This is a genomic window from Kitasatospora sp. NPDC096147, assembly GCF_044763225.1.
Classification (GTDB): domain Bacteria; phylum Actinomycetota; class Actinomycetes; order Streptomycetales; family Streptomycetaceae; genus Kitasatospora.
Genome location: NZ_JBIWFX010000005.1, coordinates 72,894 through 89,965 on the forward strand (window position 1 = coordinate 72,894; position 17,072 = coordinate 89,965).

General features: G+C 75.3%; 15 protein-coding genes. 9 read left to right on the top strand and 6 right to left on the bottom strand.

The features are described 5' to 3' along the window. Positions 1 to 26: 26 nt before the first annotated feature. Entirely contained in the window at positions 27 to 569 is a 543-nt protein-coding gene (locus ACIRBX_RS17980) for a PadR family transcriptional regulator (protein ID WP_402297743.1), read from the bottom strand. A gap of 116 nt (positions 570 to 685) precedes the next feature. Here ACIRBX_RS17980 and ACIRBX_RS17985 point away from each other — a divergent pair, with 116 nt between their 5' ends. Further along, on the top strand, positions 686 to 1,453 hold the full coding sequence (locus ACIRBX_RS17985) for an alpha/beta fold hydrolase (protein WP_402297745.1): 768 nt from the start codon (positions 686 to 688) through the stop codon (positions 1,451 to 1,453). A 64-nt stretch (positions 1,454 to 1,517) separates the two neighbouring features. On the opposite strand, the gene ACIRBX_RS17990 is transcribed toward ACIRBX_RS17985, so the two are convergent. After that, positions 1,518 to 2,294, bottom strand: coding sequence for a VOC family protein (locus ACIRBX_RS17990; protein WP_402297746.1), 777 nt, complete (start codon positions 2,292 to 2,294; stop codon positions 1,518 to 1,520). 148 nt (positions 2,295 to 2,442) lie between these two features. On the opposite strand from ACIRBX_RS17990, the gene ACIRBX_RS17995 reads away from it, so the two are divergent. From ACIRBX_RS17995 to ACIRBX_RS18005, 3 genes are all read left to right on the top strand, one after another. Beyond that, positions 2,443 to 3,654: an NAD(P)/FAD-dependent oxidoreductase gene (locus ACIRBX_RS17995; RefSeq protein WP_402297749.1), complete on the top strand. Its 1,212-nt coding sequence runs from the start codon at positions 2,443 to 2,445 to the stop codon at positions 3,652 to 3,654. Positions 3,655 to 3,798: 144 nt separating this feature from the next. Then, complete coding sequence (locus ACIRBX_RS18000) at positions 3,799 to 4,740, top strand: YndJ family protein (RefSeq protein WP_402297751.1); 942 nt, start codon at positions 3,799 to 3,801, stop codon at positions 4,738 to 4,740. Further along, entirely contained in the window at positions 4,737 to 5,795 is a 1,059-nt protein-coding gene (locus ACIRBX_RS18005; protein WP_402297753.1) for a DUF1990 family protein, read from the top strand. Before ACIRBX_RS18000 ends, ACIRBX_RS18005 begins: the two co-directional genes overlap by 4 nt. Positions 5,796 to 5,889: 94 nt before the next feature. On the opposite strand, the gene ACIRBX_RS18010 is transcribed toward ACIRBX_RS18005, so the two are convergent. Next, positions 5,890 to 7,605 (bottom strand): nickel transporter, encoded by a 1,716-nt coding sequence (locus tag ACIRBX_RS18010; RefSeq protein ID WP_402297755.1) that lies wholly within the window; start codon positions 7,603 to 7,605, stop codon positions 5,890 to 5,892. 250 nt (positions 7,606 to 7,855) lie between these two features. Next, complete coding sequence (locus ACIRBX_RS18015; RefSeq protein WP_402297756.1) at positions 7,856 to 9,136, bottom strand: tetratricopeptide repeat protein; 1,281 nt, start codon at positions 9,134 to 9,136, stop codon at positions 7,856 to 7,858. 756 nt (positions 9,137 to 9,892) lie between these two features. Between ACIRBX_RS18015 and trxA the strand changes: the two genes are divergently transcribed. Then, complete coding sequence (gene trxA / locus ACIRBX_RS18020; protein ID WP_402297758.1) at positions 9,893 to 10,303, top strand: thioredoxin; 411 nt, start codon at positions 9,893 to 9,895, stop codon at positions 10,301 to 10,303. A 352-nt stretch (positions 10,304 to 10,655) separates the two neighbouring features. Here trxA and ACIRBX_RS18025 read toward each other — a convergent pair whose 3' ends face one another. Further along, positions 10,656 to 11,273: a TetR/AcrR family transcriptional regulator C-terminal domain-containing protein gene (locus ACIRBX_RS18025; RefSeq protein ID WP_402297759.1), complete on the bottom strand. Its 618-nt coding sequence runs from the start codon at positions 11,271 to 11,273 to the stop codon at positions 10,656 to 10,658. Positions 11,274 to 11,455: 182 nt separating this feature from the next. Between ACIRBX_RS18025 and ACIRBX_RS18030 the strand changes: the two genes are divergently transcribed. Then, positions 11,456 to 12,958 carry an APC family permease gene (locus ACIRBX_RS18030; RefSeq protein WP_402297761.1) on the top strand — a complete coding sequence of 501 codons (1,503 nt, stop codon included), beginning with the start codon at positions 11,456 to 11,458 and terminating at the stop codon, positions 12,956 to 12,958. Here ACIRBX_RS18030 and ACIRBX_RS18035 read toward each other — a convergent pair. Then, entirely contained in the window at positions 12,936 to 14,405 is a 1,470-nt protein-coding gene (locus ACIRBX_RS18035; RefSeq protein ID WP_402297762.1) for a DUF2079 domain-containing protein, read from the bottom strand. The two genes, ACIRBX_RS18030 and ACIRBX_RS18035, sit on opposite strands and share 23 nt — an antisense overlap. Before the next feature lie 136 nt (positions 14,406 to 14,541). Between ACIRBX_RS18035 and ACIRBX_RS18040 the strand changes: the two genes are divergently transcribed. From ACIRBX_RS18040 to ACIRBX_RS18050, 3 genes are read left to right on the top strand one after another with little or no spacing between them, the layout of a single operon-like run. Then, a complete protein-coding gene (locus ACIRBX_RS18040) occupies positions 14,542 to 14,934 on the top strand; it encodes a GntR family transcriptional regulator (RefSeq protein ID WP_402297764.1) in 393 nt (130 codons plus the stop codon). Between the two features lie 57 nt (positions 14,935 to 14,991). Beyond that, on the top strand, positions 14,992 to 15,921 hold the full coding sequence (locus ACIRBX_RS18045; protein ID WP_402297765.1) for an ATP-binding cassette domain-containing protein: 930 nt from the start codon (positions 14,992 to 14,994) through the stop codon (positions 15,919 to 15,921). After that, positions 15,918 to 17,006 (top strand): ABC transporter permease subunit, encoded by a 1,089-nt coding sequence (locus ACIRBX_RS18050; protein ID WP_402297767.1) that lies wholly within the window; start codon positions 15,918 to 15,920, stop codon positions 17,004 to 17,006. Before ACIRBX_RS18045 ends, ACIRBX_RS18050 begins: the two co-directional genes overlap by 4 nt. The last annotated feature ends 66 nt before the right edge of the window (positions 17,007 to 17,072 follow it).

Consider the following 17,072-nt stretch of genomic DNA (forward strand, 5'->3'; position numbering starts at 1 on the left):
CGGCGGGGGTGCGGGCCGGACGAACCCTAGGTGGTGCTCCCGCCCACCGCCTCCAGGTCCGCCAAGGTCGCCTCCAACCAGGCGAGTTCGGCTTCGGAGGTGGCGCGGGCGATCCGCAGGATGCCGGCCCGGAACGGATCCGTCAGTTCCTCCGCCCGGAGTGGGCGGGCGCCGTCGTAGAAGAAGCTGGCCGGCTCGCCGAGGAAGGCGAGCCGCCGGCGGAGCACTGCCGCCTGCTCGGCCGGGCTCTCCAGATGGCGCAGGAAGGCCAGCACGGTGAACCAGCGGTTCTCGTCGCTGATGTCCAACTCATCCGGCTCGCGCAGCAGTTCGCCCAGGGCACGCTGCCCGGCCGGGGTGAGGTGCAGGGTGTGGCGCGGCGCCGCCGCCACCCCGGGCTCGGTCTCGCGGCGCAGCAGGCCGTCCGCCTCCAGGCGCTTGATCGCCGGGTAGAGGGTGCCGTCGCTGATCGGCCGGACGTGCCCGGTCAGCGCGGCCAGGTGGCGGCGCAGTTCGTAACCGTGCAGCGGCCGGTCGCGGAGGAACCCGAGGATGGCGAGCTTCAGCATGCGCCCATGCTGCCATGCCACGGCACAGCTATATCGCTACCGTGGTACCTCGGCATCGAGGTATGGTCCTCGCCGTATCCGCACCCACGACCCGCCACCCGCGAGGAGAGCCCGCGATGCGCCACGCCCCCGTGACCCCGAACGGTGACCTGATCCGCTGGATCGAACTGCCCGGCGCCGAACCGGCCCGGCTCTACCTGCACGGCCAGGGTTCCAGTTCGCCCGTCTACTTCGCCGCAGCCGCCGCGCACCCCCTGCTGACGGGCCGTCGGTCGCTGCTGCTCGACCTGCTGGGATTCGGCATCAGCGACCGGCCCGCCGACTTCCCGTACACCCTGGAGTCGCACGCCGACGCCGTGGCGGAGGCGCTCACCGCCGCCGGGGTGAGCGGCGCCGAGGTGGTCGCGCACAGCCTGGGCGGTGCGGTCGCCGTCCTGCTGGCGGCCCGTCACCCGCGGCTGGTCTCCCGGCTGGTCCTGGTGGACGCGGTCCTCGACCCGGCTCCGTCCGGCCCGGCTCCGGGGTCCAGCGGCATCACCGAGTACACCGAGGAGGAGTTCCTCACCGTGGGCTGGGAGCGGACCGCCGAGCGGGTCGGCCCGCTCTGGTGGGCCACCATGCGGCTGGCCGGCCGTGAGGCCCTGTACCGCACCGCCGTCCACCGGGCCCGGGGCACCACCCCGCCGCTGCGCGACCAGCTCGCCGCCCTCACCGTGCCCCGCACCTACCTGCATCCCGAGGCCGACGGCACCCCGGACGATGCCGCCGGACTGACCGCCGCGGGCACCGCCGTCCGGGCCGTCCCGGGCTGCGGTCACAACGTCATGTTCGACAACCCCGAGGGCTTCGCGCTCGCCGTCTCCGAAGCCCTGCAAGGGAGTTGACGGAAGGTCCGCCGGGGTCACCGACCTCCCGCCCGAGAAGGGCGAACGCTCGGGACACGGCGGCTCACCCCACCGGGGCCGGGGTGATCACCGAGAACAGCCCGCCCTCCGGGTCCCGCAGCCGGGCGGTCCGGCCGTACGGGGTGTCGGCGGGCGGCTCGACCACGGCACCGCCGAGCGCGGTGGCGCGGGCGGTGGCCTCGTCGGTGCCGCGCACCGCGAAGTAGACCTCCCAGTGGGCGCCGGCCGGATCACCCCGGCGCAGGGCCGCGACGGTGTGGCCGTCCGCGCGCAGCACCACCCGCTCGTGCTCGTAGCGGACCTCCAACCGGGCCGGGTCGCGCTCGTCCCAGCGGAACACCTCGCCGTAGAACAGCGCCTCCTGGAAGGGGTCGCCGGTGCGCAGCTCCACCCAGACCGGTGCGCCGGGGGCACTGAAGCCCTCGGAGCTGCCGAGGCCGCCCTCCCAGAGACCGAAGGAGGCACCGGCCAGGTCGGCGGCGAGCACCATCCGACCGGCGTCGAAGGGGAGCGGGCCGACGGCGACGGTGCCGCCGCGTTCGCGGATCCGAGAGGCGGTCTCGTCGGCGCTCTCGGTGCCGAAGAAGGTGGTCCAGGCGACCGGGGGCCGCCACTCCCCCTCGGCGCTGCCGAGCCAGGCCACCTCGACGCCGTCGACCACCGCCCGGAGGTAGGGGCCCAGGTCGTGCCGCCCGTCCTCGAACGCCCAGCCGAGCAGCGTCCCGTAGAACTCCTGGGCCGCCGTCAGGTCACGCGCCATCAGGCCGACCCGGCACGGGGCGGCCGGGACGCAGCGCACGGTGGTGGTCTGCCCGCTCATGCGGATCCCTTCCTTCCGGTCGTGGCGCTCCACAGCCTAGGACGAGCGGGGCGGCGGCGCCGTGCGCGACGGGTGTGGTTCGGCGCGCGGCGGGCAGTCCTCCGGGGTGTGATGGCGGGGTGGGCGCAGCCGAGGAGAGGAGCGGGTCATGCGGATGGGCTACGTCGTGGTGGGTGCGAGTCTGGCCGGGGCGAAGGCGGTCGAGACGTTGCGGGCGGAGGGCTACGACGGGCCGGTCACGCTGATCGGCAGCGAGGCGGAGCGGCCGTACGAACGGCCGCCGCTCTCCAAGGGCTACCTGATGGGCAAGACCTCCCGGGAGAAGATCTACGTCCATCCGGCGGAGTGGTACGCCGACCAGGGAGTGGACCTGCGGCTCGGGGTGACGGCCACCGCGATCGACCCGGGCGGACGGACCGTCAGCCTGGACGACGGCGGCCTCGTCCCGTACACCCGGCTGCTGCTCACCACCGGCTCCTCGCCCCGGCGGCTGACCGTGCCGGGCGCCGAGGGCGAGCAGGTGCACTACCTGCGCACCGTCGGGGACAGCGAGCGGATCAAGGCGGCGATCCGGCCGAAGGCCCGCATCGTGGTGATCGGCGCGGGTTGGATCGGGCTGGAGACGGCCGCCGCCGCACGGGAGGCGGGGGCCGAGGTGACGGTGCTGGAGGCAGCCGAGCTGCCGCTGCTGCGGGTGCTCGGCCCGGAGGCCGCCGAGGTCTTCGCCGACCTGCACCGGGAGCACGGGGTGGACCTGCGGTTCGGCGCGCGGGTGGCCGAGGTCACCGACGAGGGGGTGCGACTGGAGGGCGGCGAGGTCGTCCCGGCCGACGCGGTGGTGGTCGGCATCGGCATCGTGCCGAACACCCGGCTGGCCGAGCAGGCCGGCCTGCACGTGGACAACGGCATCCGCACCGACCAGCACCTGACCACCTCCGCCCCGGAGATCTTCGCGGCGGGCGACGTGGCCAACGCCTACCACCCGCTCTTCGACCGGCCGGTCCGGGTCGAGCACTGGGCCAACGCGCTGCACCAGCCGAGGGTGGCGGCGCGGTCGATGCTCGGCCAGGAGGCGGTGCACGACCGGGTGCCGTACTTCTTCACCGACCAGTACGACCTGGGCATGGAGTACACCGGCCACGTGGAGCCGGGCGGCTTCGACCGGGTGGTCTTCCGGGGCGACCGCCGCTCCCGGGAGTTCATCGCCTTCTGGCTCTCCGGCGGCCGGGTCCTGGCCGGCATGAACGTCAACGTCTGGGACGTCACCGACCCGATCCGCGACCTGGTCCGCTCCGGCCGCACCGTCGATCCGGAGCAGCTGGCCGACCCGCGCCTCCCGTTGGACCAGGTCGGCCGCTGAGCCGGGCGCCGCCGCGCTCCTGCCACCCCCGCCGCGCCCGCCGCGCCCGCCGACCGAGGGGGGGCGGTGTTGAACGCGTTCAGAGCTGCCGTAGAGTCACTCCCACAGCAGCTTTGAACGTGTTCAACGAGAGGGGGAGCTGCCGTGACCGTCCTGGTCGATCTGATCGTGATGCTCGGCATGCTGGCCGTCGTACCGCTGGGCCTCGGTCTGCTCGGCGGCCCGGGCGCCGCCGGGCTGGCCCGGCTCTGGCCGTTCGCCGCCCTGCCCGGCGCCGTCGCACTCTGGATGCCGCGCGGCACCACCGCGACCGCGCTGGCCGCCGTCTACGCCGCCGCCACGGTGGCGCTGGCGCTGCTGGCGCCCGTCCGGCTGGCCCGGCGGCGCTCGCTCGCCCCCGCCGAGCTGGCCGCGCTCACCGCGCTGGCCGCCCCCTCGGTGGCCGGGCTGGCGCTGGTCGCGGAGCGGTCGGGCACCGAGCTGTTCGGCTTCGACCTGGACATCCTGGCGCTCACCGTGCCGCACTTCCACTTCGCCGGCTTCACCGCCGCCTTGGTGGCCGGGCTGGTCGGACGGACCGTCACCACCCGCCCCGGGGCGGCCTCGGCCGCCGCGCTCAGCGTGCCGCTCGGCACCCTGCTGGTGCTCGGCGGCTACTTCGTCGGTGACTGGGCCGAACTGGTCGGCGCCGTGGTGCTGACCCTCGGCATGTGGCTGACCGGCCTGCTCACCTGGCAGGACGTCAGCCGCCGCGCCCCCGACCGGCTCACCGGACGGTTGCTGCGCTGCTCGGCCGCCGTCCTGGTGGTCACCATGCTGCTCGCCCTCTGGTGGGCCCTCGGCGAGGCGACCGGGCTGGTCCACCCCACCCTGACCTGGATGGCCGCCACCCACGGTCTGGGCAACGCCCTGGGCTTCGCGCTCTGCGCCCTGCTGGCCTGGCGCCGGCTGACCCGCGAGCCCTGGGCCGCTCCCGCACCGGTGCCCTCGTCAGCCCCCGGGCCCGTGCCGGTCGCCGGGCCCGTGCTGGTCGCCGGGCCCGCACCCGCACCCGCACCCGCACCCTGGAAGGAGACCGTGCGATGAACCGCCCCGCCCGCTTCAGCTACCCCGAGGTCGGCGCCACCCGGCACCCGGAGCACCTGCCCGCCGGGTACCGGCACCTGCGCCACCGCACGCTGATCGGCTACGGCCGGGAGGTGCTGGAGGCCGCCGGGGAGACCGTCACCACCTGGCGGATGCACCGGGGCATGGGCACCGTGGTCCGGGCCGAGGCCGAACGGGCCGACCCCGGAGTCCGGGCCTCGCTCGGCCTGGGCCTCGGCCCGCTCACCGTCTCCGCTCCGGCCGAGGTCATCTGGTCGGTCCGCGAGCCGGACCGGATCGGCTTCGCCTACGGCACCCTGACGGGCCATCCGGCCGCCGGGGAGGAGTCCTTCGTGGTGGAGATGCGCGCCGACCGGGCGGTCTGGCTCACCGTCACCTCCTTCAGCCGCCCGGACCGCTGGTGGTGCCGGCTCGGCGGGCCGCTGCTCGGGATCTGCCAGGCACTCTACGTACGCGGCTGCGGGCGGGTGGTACGGCGGGCGGCGGGCGGGCCGGACGGCGACGGGAGCCGGGTGGCGGGCTCCGGCTTCAACCACCCCGAGGTCGGTGCCGTCGCCAGACCGGACCGGCTCCCGGCCGGGTACCACCACCTCCGCCACCGGGCCCTGATCGGCCACGGGCGCAGCGTGCTGGAGGCCGCCGGGGAGACCGTGCTCGGCTGGCGGATGCACCGGGGTGCGGGCATCCGGGTCGATCCCGGGACACCCCCGGCCGAGGCCGGGGTGCGGGTGGTCTGCCGGATCGGCGCCGGTCCGCTGAGGGTGACCGCGCCGGCCGAGGTGCTCTGGGCGGTCCGCGAGCCGGACCGGATCGGCTTCGCCTACGGCACGCTGACGGGTCATCCGGAGGCGGGCGAGGAGTCCTTCGTGCTGACCCTCGGGCCGGACGGCGCGGTCTGGCTGACCATCACCGCGTTCAGCCGCCCGGGCCGCTGGTACACCCGGCTGGCCGGGCCGGTGGTGCCGCTGCTCCAGCGGGTGGCGGCGCGGCGGTACGCGCAGGCGGTCCGGCGCAGCGTGGACCCGACGGCCTGACGGGCCGGTGGACGGACGAGCCGGTGGACCGTCAGGCTGACGGCCGCTCAAGGACGCCGGTGCTCGGGGGTGCGCCGGCGTCCTTGAGCGGCCGTCAGAGGCCGGAGGCGCCACGCAGCACCAGGCCGAGGCCGACCGCCAGCACCACCAGTCCGGTCAACAGGCCGCCCAACCGTAGGCAGCGTCCGAGCGCCGGGGCGTAGCGGGCGGCGAGTACGGCCGGTCGGGTCGAACCACCCGGGAGCAGCAGCCCGGCCACCGTGAGTGCCAGTGCCATGCCGAAGCCGTAGCCGAGCACCAGCAGGACGCCGAAGGCCGTCCCGCCGAGCGCGACCGCCGCGAGCAGCACCACCAGGACGGAGGAGGCGGGCACCGGGCCGCCCGCCGTTCCGAAGCCGAGCACCACGGTGGGCCGGAACCGGCCGAGCCGGCGGGCCCGGACGCGTGCGCGAGCGGGAGCCAGGCCGTCGGCATCGGCATCGGCGGGAGGCGTCGGCTCCTCCCGTCGGTGGTCCACCTCCGGGTATCGGCCCGTGCCGGTCCACCGCGCTCCCGAGGCCTCCTGTTCCGGTCGGCCTCGGCCCGGGAGGCCGGGCCGAGGGGCGGGCCCGTGCCCCTGACCGTCCTCGGCTCCCAGGAGGTCGTCGTGGTCCCCGGCCGGGGCCGCGCACCGGCCGGCCTGCGCGGCGAGCGCCCGCTGACCACGCGTCAGGACTCGGTACCCGGGCAGTGCGCGGACCCCTGACACCAGCAGGACGACACCGGTCAGGGCGACCAGGGCGCCGCCCGCCAGTCCGAGCCCGCTCAGCAGCCGCTCGCCCGCCAGGGCCGTCGAGGTGGTCAGCAGCAGGCCGACCACCAGCACCCCCGCCGTACGGGCCGCCGTCACCCGGGCGCCGGCCGCCAGCGCGGACCGGACACCGCCGCCGCGGCGCCGGCCCCCGTCGCGGGCCAGGCAGGCCGCGAGGGCGAGGGTGGCGTGACCGGGCAGGGCGGCGTGCCCCGCTCCCAACAGCAGGGCCAGGCCGATCGCCGCCAGGCCGACCGGGACGGTCAGGTCACGGGCGGTGGCGAGGGCGGCCAGGTGACGTTCGACCCGGCCCATCGGGGGTAGGCCGACCGCCCCGGCCGGGACCGCCCGGCGTTCCACCGAGCGGCGGCCGGACGGGAGTTGGCGCCGTCCGCCGGGCTCCCCTGACGGCGGTGCGGCGGCTCCTGACGCACCGTCGGCCGCGAGTTCGGCGGCGACCACGGCGAGCGGACGTTCGATCGAGTCGGCCGGGTAGCTGCGCAGGCCGTCGCTGCTGCTCTTCCGGGGCACCGTGCCCTCGCGCAGGGCGACCCCCTCGCCGACGGCGGTGATCTCCTTCCAGCCCGGGAGGGCGTGATCCTCCCCGGAGCGGAAGGAGACCCGGACCGGCTGGGTGAGGTCGGCGGCGGCCGAGAGTTCGCAGCTCAGCCGCGCGGTGGGCAGCCCGGCCACGCCCGGCAGGTAGGCCAGGCTGCTGGCGTCCACCTGCCAGGCGGACTCCCGGCCACCGACGTTCGCCCTTACGGCGCCCGCGAGTTCGGCGCAGCGCTGCCCCGCCCGGTCGTCGGCCTCGGACGGATCGACGGTGCCGTCGTGGTCGCGGTCGGCGGCGGCCCGGTCCTGGGCGGTGGGGATCTCCGCGCTGTCGAGCACCAGGCTGTCGTGGATCCGGTCGGGCTTGAGGCGCAGGCCGTCGTAGCGGTTGACGCTGAAGTTCCCCAGCGGGTGGGCCTCGGCCGCGGCCGGCAGCAGCAGCGCCGCGAGGCCGATCCCGGCCACCGCGCCCCGCAGGACACGTGAACGGCCCCGATGGTCGGCGGGAGCTTCGGATGGGGGGCCGTGCACTCCGGCCATCACTCCCCCTCACCGAGCAGACGGCGAGCCGCATCCACATGAAAGACCGAGAACCCCCCATTGCGGCCCAACACCGCACGCAACGTCGCAGCCGCCTCAGGCAGACCGAGAACGCACCCGACCACACCCCCGCAGCCAACCGGCCCACCACCTGCAGGGCCGTGCACTCCGGCCATCACTCCCCCTCACCCAGCAGACGACGGGCCACATCCGCATGAAAGACCGAGAACCCCGCATCGCGGCCCAACACCGCACGCAACGTCGCAGCCGCCTCGGGCAGACCGAGCGCGTGCTCGATCACGCCCCGGTGGTAGGCGGCCATCACCGGTTCTCCCCCCGGTTCGGCTGCTGCGACGGCGAGTTGGAGGGCCTGCCGGTCGTCGCCGACGCGGTGGAGGGCCCAGGCCAGCCCCGCCGCCACCGGGGCGGAGCGCCGTCGCTCCCACTCCTCGGTGAGCAGCCGAACGGCCTCGGCCGGGTCGCCGTGGTCGGCGAGGTAGCGGGCCAGGTGCAGATCGACCGGGCCGACGGAGAGCCGGGCCTCGGCGGCCAGCGCGGCCAGCGGGGTCCCGGCCTCGGTCCGGTGGCCGGTGGCGAGCAGGAGCTCGGCCTGCTCCAGCAGGAACTCCGGCTGCGGCGTCCGGGCGGTCAGCTCGGCCAACCGGCGCAGGGCCTCGTCCGGCCGGCCCTGGGCGGCGGCGGTCCGGGCCAGGCCGAAGGCGGCGTACGGGTCGTCCGGCCGGGCGGCCAGCGCCTGCCGGTAGGACGCCTCGGCCCGGGTGAACTCGCCGTCCTCCCAGGCCAGATCACCCAGCCGCCGAGCGCAGTTGGCGCGTTCACCGGCCGGGCCGGCCGCCTCCAGGGCGCGCTCCAGGGCCGACACCGCCTCGGCCCGGCGTCCGTGCGTCTCCAGGTCACGGGCGGCGAGTACCAGAGCGGCGGCATTCGGCGCCAGGTCCAGCAGGCGGCGGACGGCCTCGGTGGCGGCCGGGTAGTCGCCGAGCTCGGTCCGGGCCTCGGCCAGGACTGCGTAGGCCGCCGCCCGGTCCGGGGCCATCGCCACGGCCCGCAGGCCGTGGTCCCGGGCGGCGGCGTACTCGTGGCGGGCGTTGGCGAGCATCCCGGCACCGACCGCCTCCTCGTAGTTGGCCACCGGTCGGAGCGTCGATGAGTGGGCCAACGCCTGCTCGGCCAGGGCGAGTTCGGCTGGATCGAGGGTGATCCGGGCCGATTCGACGGCGGCCCGGCCGACCTCGGCCCAGGCCACCGGGTCGTCCGGGCGCTGCCGGGCGGCTCCCCGGGCGATGGCCAGCCGGTCGGGCGGCGGGACGGCCTGCACGACGGTGGCGACGGGGCGCCCGGGGTGGGCCGGTCGCCCCGGCTCGCCCTGCGCCGCCAGCCCGACCGCGCAGGCCACCACGACCAGCAGGCCGCCGAGCCACTGACGGGCCGCCACGTACCGCTTCGACCCCGCCCTCACTACCCACGCCCTGCCGGTCGAGGCCGCCCCGGCCGGGCAGCGCCGCCGGAGCACGCATGACCGTTCGCACGGCCGTTCGCGCGGCCGTTCGGCGGACGACTCGGTGAGCGGGTGCCGGAGGGCTCGGGCACGGGGGCTCCAGGGATCCGGGGACAGGAGGTCCGACCCAACCACCCGACGCTGGGCTTCCGTTGGGCACGGCGGACGGCCCGGCCGGACGGGTCCGGCGGGCGGCCCCGGCCAACCTAGGCGGCCGGTGGATCTTCATGCAGCCGTCACCCCTCGAAAGGGTCACGGGATTCCCCCGGCCGGATCAATCTCCACCCCGGCCGGAACCCGGGAGGGTCATCCGCACACGGATCGGCCGGACACCCGGACCGCCTCCGGGGTCGGGCCGCCCCCGGGTCCGCCGCAGCGCTGCCGGGCCCGTCATCCACGGATCACCACAAGCGACTTGGGGCATTCCCCGCACCGGCCCGGACTGCCGAATCCGGTATGACAGTACGTCAGCCGCCGGCCACCGGTGATGCGGCCCGCCCGCCTACCGGGACGCCGGGCTCGACCTCCCCGCCCCGGAGGACGGTAGCGAGCCGGACCGCGCCACCAGGGCGACCAGACCGGCCGCACCACCGGAGCCACGCGACCGGATCGGCGCGGGCCGGTCGGAATAGCTCGGGACGCCTCCTGGTTGAGGCGGGTGCGGGGCCACCAACGAGACAGACAGGAGCCGACATGAGCAACACCGTCGAACTCACCACCGAGAACTTCGACGAGGTGGTGCAGGGTCCGGACGGGAAGGCGTTCGTCTTCATCGACTTCTGGGCGGGTTGGTGCGGCCCGTGTCTCCGCTTCGCGCCGGTCTTCGAGAAGGCCGCCGAGCGCCACTCGGACCTGGTCTTCGCCAAGGTCGACACCGAGGCCCAGCAGGAGCTGGCGGCGGCCTTCGAGATCCGGTCGATCCCGACCCTGGCGATCATCCGCGAGGGCGTGATGATCTTCTCCCAGGCCGGGGCGCTGCCGGAGGCGGCCCTGGAGGAGCTGATCGGCAAGGCCCGCGAGCTGGACATGGACGAGGTCCGCGCGAAGGTGGCGGCCGAGCAGGCTGCGGCGCAGTCGGCCGGGCAGGGCGCCCCGCAGGGCTGACCGGCCACCCACACCGGCTTCCGGCCTCGATCCCGAGTGCCGGAGGGCGCACCGGTCCCGACCGGTGGGCGGGAGCATGGGCGGGCCCGGGGACGAGACCGGGCCCGCCCACCTCCATGTCCGGCGCGTGGCAGGCGGCACACCGCCCTCACCGGCAGGCGCCGCGGACGCGTCGCGCCACCGACGCTCGGCCCCGCACCGGCTCGGCCACCACTCGGGAGCCACCGCCACAGACCCCTCCGCACCCGCTCCGCACCCGAGTCCAGGCCGCCCCCGGAGCCCGGCACCCCGCAGAGCCGGACCGCCGCTCAGAACCGGGTGAGCCGGGTAGGCCGGGTGAGCCGGATCCCGCTCAGAGCCGGGCGGCCAGTCCGTCCAGCAGGAGCCGCAGAGCCAGCTCGAAGCCGCGCTCGTCCAGGCCGCCGCCCCGGGCCGCCGAGGCGGTGAGCGCCCCGGCGAGTGCGGGGTAGCGGGGCCGGTAGTCCTCCGCCGGGCGGGCGAAGCCGGCCGTGAAGGTCTCCAGGGCGGAGCCGAGCACCAGGTAGTCCAGTGCGGCGGCGGCCTCGGCCGCATCCGCGGGCGGGAACCCGGCCCGGCCCAGGCAGGCCAACAGGCTCTCGTAGCCGAGGAGTTGGCGCTCCGCACCGACCCGGCGGCGGGCCAGCAGGGCGATGGTGTGCGGATGGCGCAGGAAGGCGGCCCGGTAGCTCCGGGCGTACTCGGCCACGCCGTACCGCCAGTCGGCGCCGCCGAGCGGGCCGAGGTCGATCTCGGCGTTGACCAACTCGGCCAGTGCGTCGACCAGTTCATCCTTCCCGGCGACGTGGTTGTACAGCGAGGCCGCCTTGACCCCGAGCCGCTCGGCCAGCGCCCGCATGGTGAGACCGTCCGGACCGGCCTCGTCCACCACCGCCAGCGCGGCAACCGCGATCGCCTCCCGGCTCAGCAGTGCCCTGCTCGGTCGCCCCACGCCCCACCCCGCCCTTCCGCCCGCCTGCACCGGTCGAGGCCGGGCACCACCGGCCCAAGCCCGGCACCACCGCCTCCGACCGGCCACGTTACAGCCTGGTCTCACCCCTTCCCTCCCTCGCCGCAGCCCGCTACGGTCACCGACTAACAAAGTTAGTTTTATGACGGCGAGGTGGTTCGCGGATGACCGACAACACACAGGACACCGGAGCGGACGACCGGACGCTGGCCGCACTCGGCTACCGGCAGGAGCTGCGCCGCAGCCTCGGCGTGCTGGGCAACGTCGCGATGGGCTTCGCGGTGGTCTCCCCCGTGGTGGGGCTGTACGCGGTGGCCCAGGTCGGCATGAGCGTGCGCGGCGGGGCCTGGGTCTGGGCGCTGCCGGTCTGTCTGCTCGGGCAGTTGCTGGTGGTGGGCGTCTACTCGGAGCTGGCCTCGCAGTGGCCGTTGGCCGGGGGCGCCTACCAGTGGGCCCGGCGGCTGGCCCCGCCCGGCTTCGCCTGGCTGAGCGGGTGGCTCTGGCAGTTCGCGGTGATGTTCGCCAACACCACCGTCGCCTACCTGGCCGCGCCCTGGTTCTTCGCGCTCTTCGACGCCGTGCCCACCCCGCCCCAACTGGTGCTCACCGCCGCCGCGTTCACCGTGGCCTGCCTGCTGGTGAACGCCTACGGGATCACCCTGCTGCGCTGGTTCGTCGGTGCCGGGATCGCGGCTGAGACGGTGGCCTCGGTGCTGGTCGGGCTGGCCCTGCTGCTGTTCTTCCGCGAGCACGGCTTCGCCCTGCTCACCGACGACCTGGGTGCCTCCGCCGTCACCGGCACCGGCGGGCTCGCCGGGCTGCTGGCCGTGGTGGCGGTCGGCGGCTGGGCCTTCATCGGCTTCGACGCCTGCGTCTCCACCGCCGAGGAGACCAAGGACGCGGCCCGCCAGGTGCCGCGGGCGATGCGCTGGGCGCTGCTCAGCGTGGGCGCGGTGGTGATCCTGAACGCCGTGGCGGTGGCGCTGGCCCACCCCGATCCGGCCCGGGTGGTGGCGGGCGAGGACCTCGACCCGGTCACCACGGCGGTGGTGACCGGCTTCGGCGGCTGGGCGGCCAAGCCCTTCGTGGTCGTGGTGCTGATCAGCTTCGCCGCCTGCCTGATGGCCTCCCAGGGCGGCGCGGCGCGCGGCCTGTACTCGCTGGCCCGGGACGGGGTGTTCCCGTTCTCCCGGCAGATCCGGAAGGTGAACCGGCGTCAGGCGCCGATCGGCGGCCTGGTCGCGGCCACCCTGGTGAGTGCCGCCGCACTGCCGCTCGGCCTGGAGTCCACCGCGATCGGCAGCCTGATCACCTTCGGCAGCGCGGCCACCTTCCTGCCGTTCTTCCTGCTCTGCCTGACCGCGCTGATCGCCCGGCTGCGCGGCACCTGGCGGCCGGCCGGGGCGTTCTCCCTGGGCCGCTGGGGCACCCCGGTCAATCTGCTCGCCGTGCTGTGGACCGGCTTCGAGGTGGCCAACATCTGCTGGCCGCGCGCGCTGCTGGCCCCGCCGGGCGCCCCCTGGTACCAGGTCTGGGCCGCCCTGCTGGGCGTCGGCCTGGTCACCCTGGCCGGGCTCGGCTACCTGCTGGTGCGCCGGCCGCAGCGCCTGATGACCGCTCAGCCCGCCGCTCCGGCGCCGGAGTTCACGGCCTCCGCAGCACGATGATGCCGTCCTCCTCGGCCACCGTCAGGTAGCCGGCCGCCCGGTAGGCGGCCAGCCGCTCCAGGGTGCGGGCCTCGGGGCAGGGGCTCGTCACCGTCGGGTCGGTCCGGTCGGCCACCACCCACTCCGGCAGCCGGCCGCTGCCCGGGCCGCCCTGGCAGACCAGGCTGACGGTGGTCCGGGAGACCAGCAGCGGGCTGAGCCGGTTGCTGGACGCCACGGTGGCACCGTCGGGCACCTGGGCCAGCAGCCGGTGGGCGGTCCGCACGTGCGCGTTCGGCGTCCAGCCGCCGGGCAGCGCCAGGTCCCGCAGCGGGTAGACCACCGCGCAGACGGCCGCGAAGGCGGCCACCCAGGCCAGCGCCAGGCGGCGCCACCGGCCCCCCGGCCGCCAACCCTCCCGGCCCTCCCGCTGCCGGCGCCCGAGGCGGTCGACCAGGGCGCCGAACAGCACCGGCATGAGCACGGCGCTGTAGTGGTAGTACGGCTGCCAGTAGCTCTCGTTGGCCCCGAGCAGGCGCCAGGCCAGCGTGGGGACGCAGAGCAGCAGCAGCGGTGAGCGCACCCCGACGAAGGCGACGGGAGCGGCCAGCATGAACAGCAGGAGCCACTTCATCGGCGGCCAGAGCGGGCAGAGCGTCGAGGCGCCCGAGGCGCCGGTCACCCCCGGCACCTGGTTCCAGTAGTCGAAGACCCCGTGCGGGTTGGCCAGCGGCAGGAGCACCAGCGTCTCCACCGCAGTGGCCACCGGGCCGAGCACCAGCAGCGCCAGTCCGCAGCAGCGCACGGCGCGACGGTCCCCCCGCCAGAGCAGGTAGCCGCCGACCGCGCCGACGGTCAGCCCGAGGTCCTCCTTGACCAGCACCAGCGGCAGCGCCCAGAGCACCGCCGCCCGCCACCGGCGAGCCGCCAGCGCCTCCGTGCAGAACGCCAGCAGCGGCACCGCGAAGGCGATCTCGTGGAAGTCGAAACCGGCCGCCGCCACCATCCCCCAGGAGCTGCCGAAGGCCAGGCCGATCAGCAGGCCGGCCCGCACCCCGAGGTCACGACAGGCCCAGCGGGTGATCGGCAGACAGGCCAGCGCCATCAGGCAGGACTGGGCCAGCAGCAGGGTGACCGGGCCGGGGGCCAGTCTGTAGAGCGGTGCGAGCAGGGTCAGCACGGGGTGGAAGTGGTCGCCGAGCAGGTTGTAGCCGGGCCCCTTGAGCTCCACCACCGGGGCCCGGCCCTCGGCGTAGGCGCGGACGGCCTGCTCGAAGATCCCCAGGTCGAAGGCGGCGCTCAGCATCCGGCGGTGCCGGGTGACCGCGAGCAGCGCGTACACCACGGCGAACAGCACGGTGACGGCGAGCGCCGTCCCGCCCGGCCCGGGCGACCGGCGACCGGCGGCCGGCGCGGAGCCCGCGGGGGCGGTCCGGCCCGGCCGCCGGTCGAGCAAGGCTGACTTCATGCTGATCACCATTCCACTAGTTAACTAGTGGAATGGTGATCACGGCGCGTTCGGCCTTGTCAAGGGCGGCACTTGACGTCGACCCCGGCGACTGGGCAGGATTTCCCTAGGTAACTAGTGGAATGAAGGTCAGGGATTGGTCGAGTACCTCATCGACCGGCACAGCGGACTCTCCCCGTATCTGCAGATCGTGGAGCAGACCAAGCGCGCCCTGAGACTGGGCGTACTCCGCCCGGGAGACCAACTCCCCACCGCCCGTGAGGTGGTGGAGGCCACCGCGATCAACCCGAACACCGTGCTCAAGGCGTACCGAGAGCTGGAGCGGGAGGGTCTGGTGGACAGCCGCCGGGGGGTCGGCACCTTCGTCCGGCGTTCGCTCGCCAAGCCGGAGACGGTCGCGGACTCCGCCCTGCACGAGTCGTTGGCCGACTGGGTGCGGCAGGCCAGGGCGGCGGGGCTGGACCGCGAGGACGTCGAGGCCATCGTGAGCACGGCGCTGGACAGCGGCTTCGCCGCGCCCGGGACCTGAGCAGCACGGCGCGCCACGGGGCGCCGCCCCACGCACCAGCACGGCCGAGGAGCCCGGGTGAACCATCCCACCGAAGAGCAACTCCCGCAGGACATACCGGCTTTGAGGGCCACCGGGCTCGGACTCAGATACCGCGACCGCTGGGCCCTGAAGGACTGCGAGCTGAGCCTGCCGGTCGGCCGGATCTGCGCCCTGGTCGGGCCGAACGGCGCCGGCAAGTCGACCCTGATGGCACTGGCCGCCGGGCTGCTGACCCCGACCGAGGGCACCGTCAAGGTGCTCGGCCACGCCCCCGCCTCCGCCGAGGGCCGCCGCCGGATCTCCCTGCTCGCCCAGGACAGGCCGCTCTACCCCCGACTGTCGATCACCGACACCCTCCGGATGGGGCGGGAGCTGAACCCGGCCTGGGACCAGGCCGCCGCCGAACGCGTGCTGGCGGCAGCCGACGTCGACCCGGGGACCCGGGTCGGCCGGCTCTCCGGCGGCCAGCGCACCCGGGTCGCGCTGGCGCTGGCCCTCGGCAAGCGGCCCGACCTGCTGCTGCTGGACGAGCCACTGGCCGACGTCGACCCGGTGGCCCGGCACGAGCTGACCGGGCTGCTGCTGGCCCAGGCGGCGGAGCACGGCACCACCGTGCTGATCTCCTCCCACGTGCTGGCCGAGCTGGACGGCGTCTGCGACCACGTGCTGCTGCTGCGCGAGGGCCGGATCCGGCTGGCCGGGGAAGTCGACGACCTGCTCGCCGGGCACCGCAAGGCGGTCGGCGCCCACGAGGGCGTCGGCACTCCGCCCGCCCTCGCCGCCCACCAGGTGGTCGAGCTGCGCCGGACGGGTCGTCAGGCCACCGCGCTGATCCGCACCACCGGCCCGGTGCACCCGGACTGGGACCTGGGCGAACCCACCCTGGAGGAACTCCTGCTCGGCTACCTGCGCGCGCCCGGCACCGCCGACCCGCAGCCCACCCCGGCGGAGGTGACGGTCCGTTGAGCAGCACCGCGCTCCGCTCCGCCGATCTCCCCCGCCCCTCGCTGCGCGGCACCGCCTGGCTGAGCCTGCGTCAGGAGCGGACCACCCTGCTGCTCGGCGGCGGCGTCCTGCTCCTGGTCTGCGCCTGGGCGCTCGGCCTCGGGCTGGCGATCGACCACTGGATCACCGCCAACGGGCTCCAGGGCTGCAACGAGGTCTACTTCCCGCCCGAGTGCACGGGCCGCTACGACCGGGAGGTGAGCATCCCGCCGTGGTGGCCGCCGGCCGTGGTCGGCACCGGCTGGGTGCTGGTCCTGCTCCCGGTCGCGCTCGGGCTGTTCGTCGGAGCCCCCCTGCTGGCCCGGGAGTTCGAGTCCGGCAGCTACCGCCTGGCCTGGACCCAGTCGGTCTCCCGCACCCGCTGGCTGGCCGGACGACTGGCCGCGCCACTGCTGCTGACCCTGCTCGGGTCCTCGCTGCTCGCGGTGGTCTCCTCCTGGTTCGCCGGGGTGGTGCAGGGGCGGTTCGGCGTGCCCGGGTACTACCACTGGTTCACCTGGATGGCCCGGAGCACCCACGGCACCGCCTCGGTCGGCTTCTGCCTGCTGGGCCTCACCCTCGGACTGACCGTCGGCCTGGTGGTGCGCCGGGTGGTGGCCGCGATCGCCGTCACCGCCGTGCTCACCGCACTGCTGCGGCTGACGGTGGACCAGCTGCGCTACCTCTTCGCCCCGGCGCTGGAGTCGCTGGCCCCGGTCCAGGTCACCGTCCTGCCCGCCAGGTCCGACCAGGTCGTCCGGCTCTTCCAGACGGACTTCCCCGCCCACTCGCCGCTGGAGTCCGACCTGCTGGAGGTCGGCTACCGCTCCTCGGACGGGTACCGCATCTCCGAGCTCGGCTCCTGGCCGCCCAGCACCATGCCGGACGGGCGGCTGCTCTGCCAGGCCCAGGGCTGCCTGGACCACCCGGACATCACCCACGCCTACGCGCTCTACCACCCGCCGTCGGACGTCTGGGCCGTGATGTGGACCCAGACCGGGCTCTGCCTGGGCCTCGCCGCGCTGCTGATCGGCTTCTGCTTCCTCCGGGTGCGCCGGATGCGCTGAGCCGCAGGCGGCGCGCGGCGGCCACCGACCGGCCGGCCGGGCACCTGACGGCAGGTCGGGAGGCCG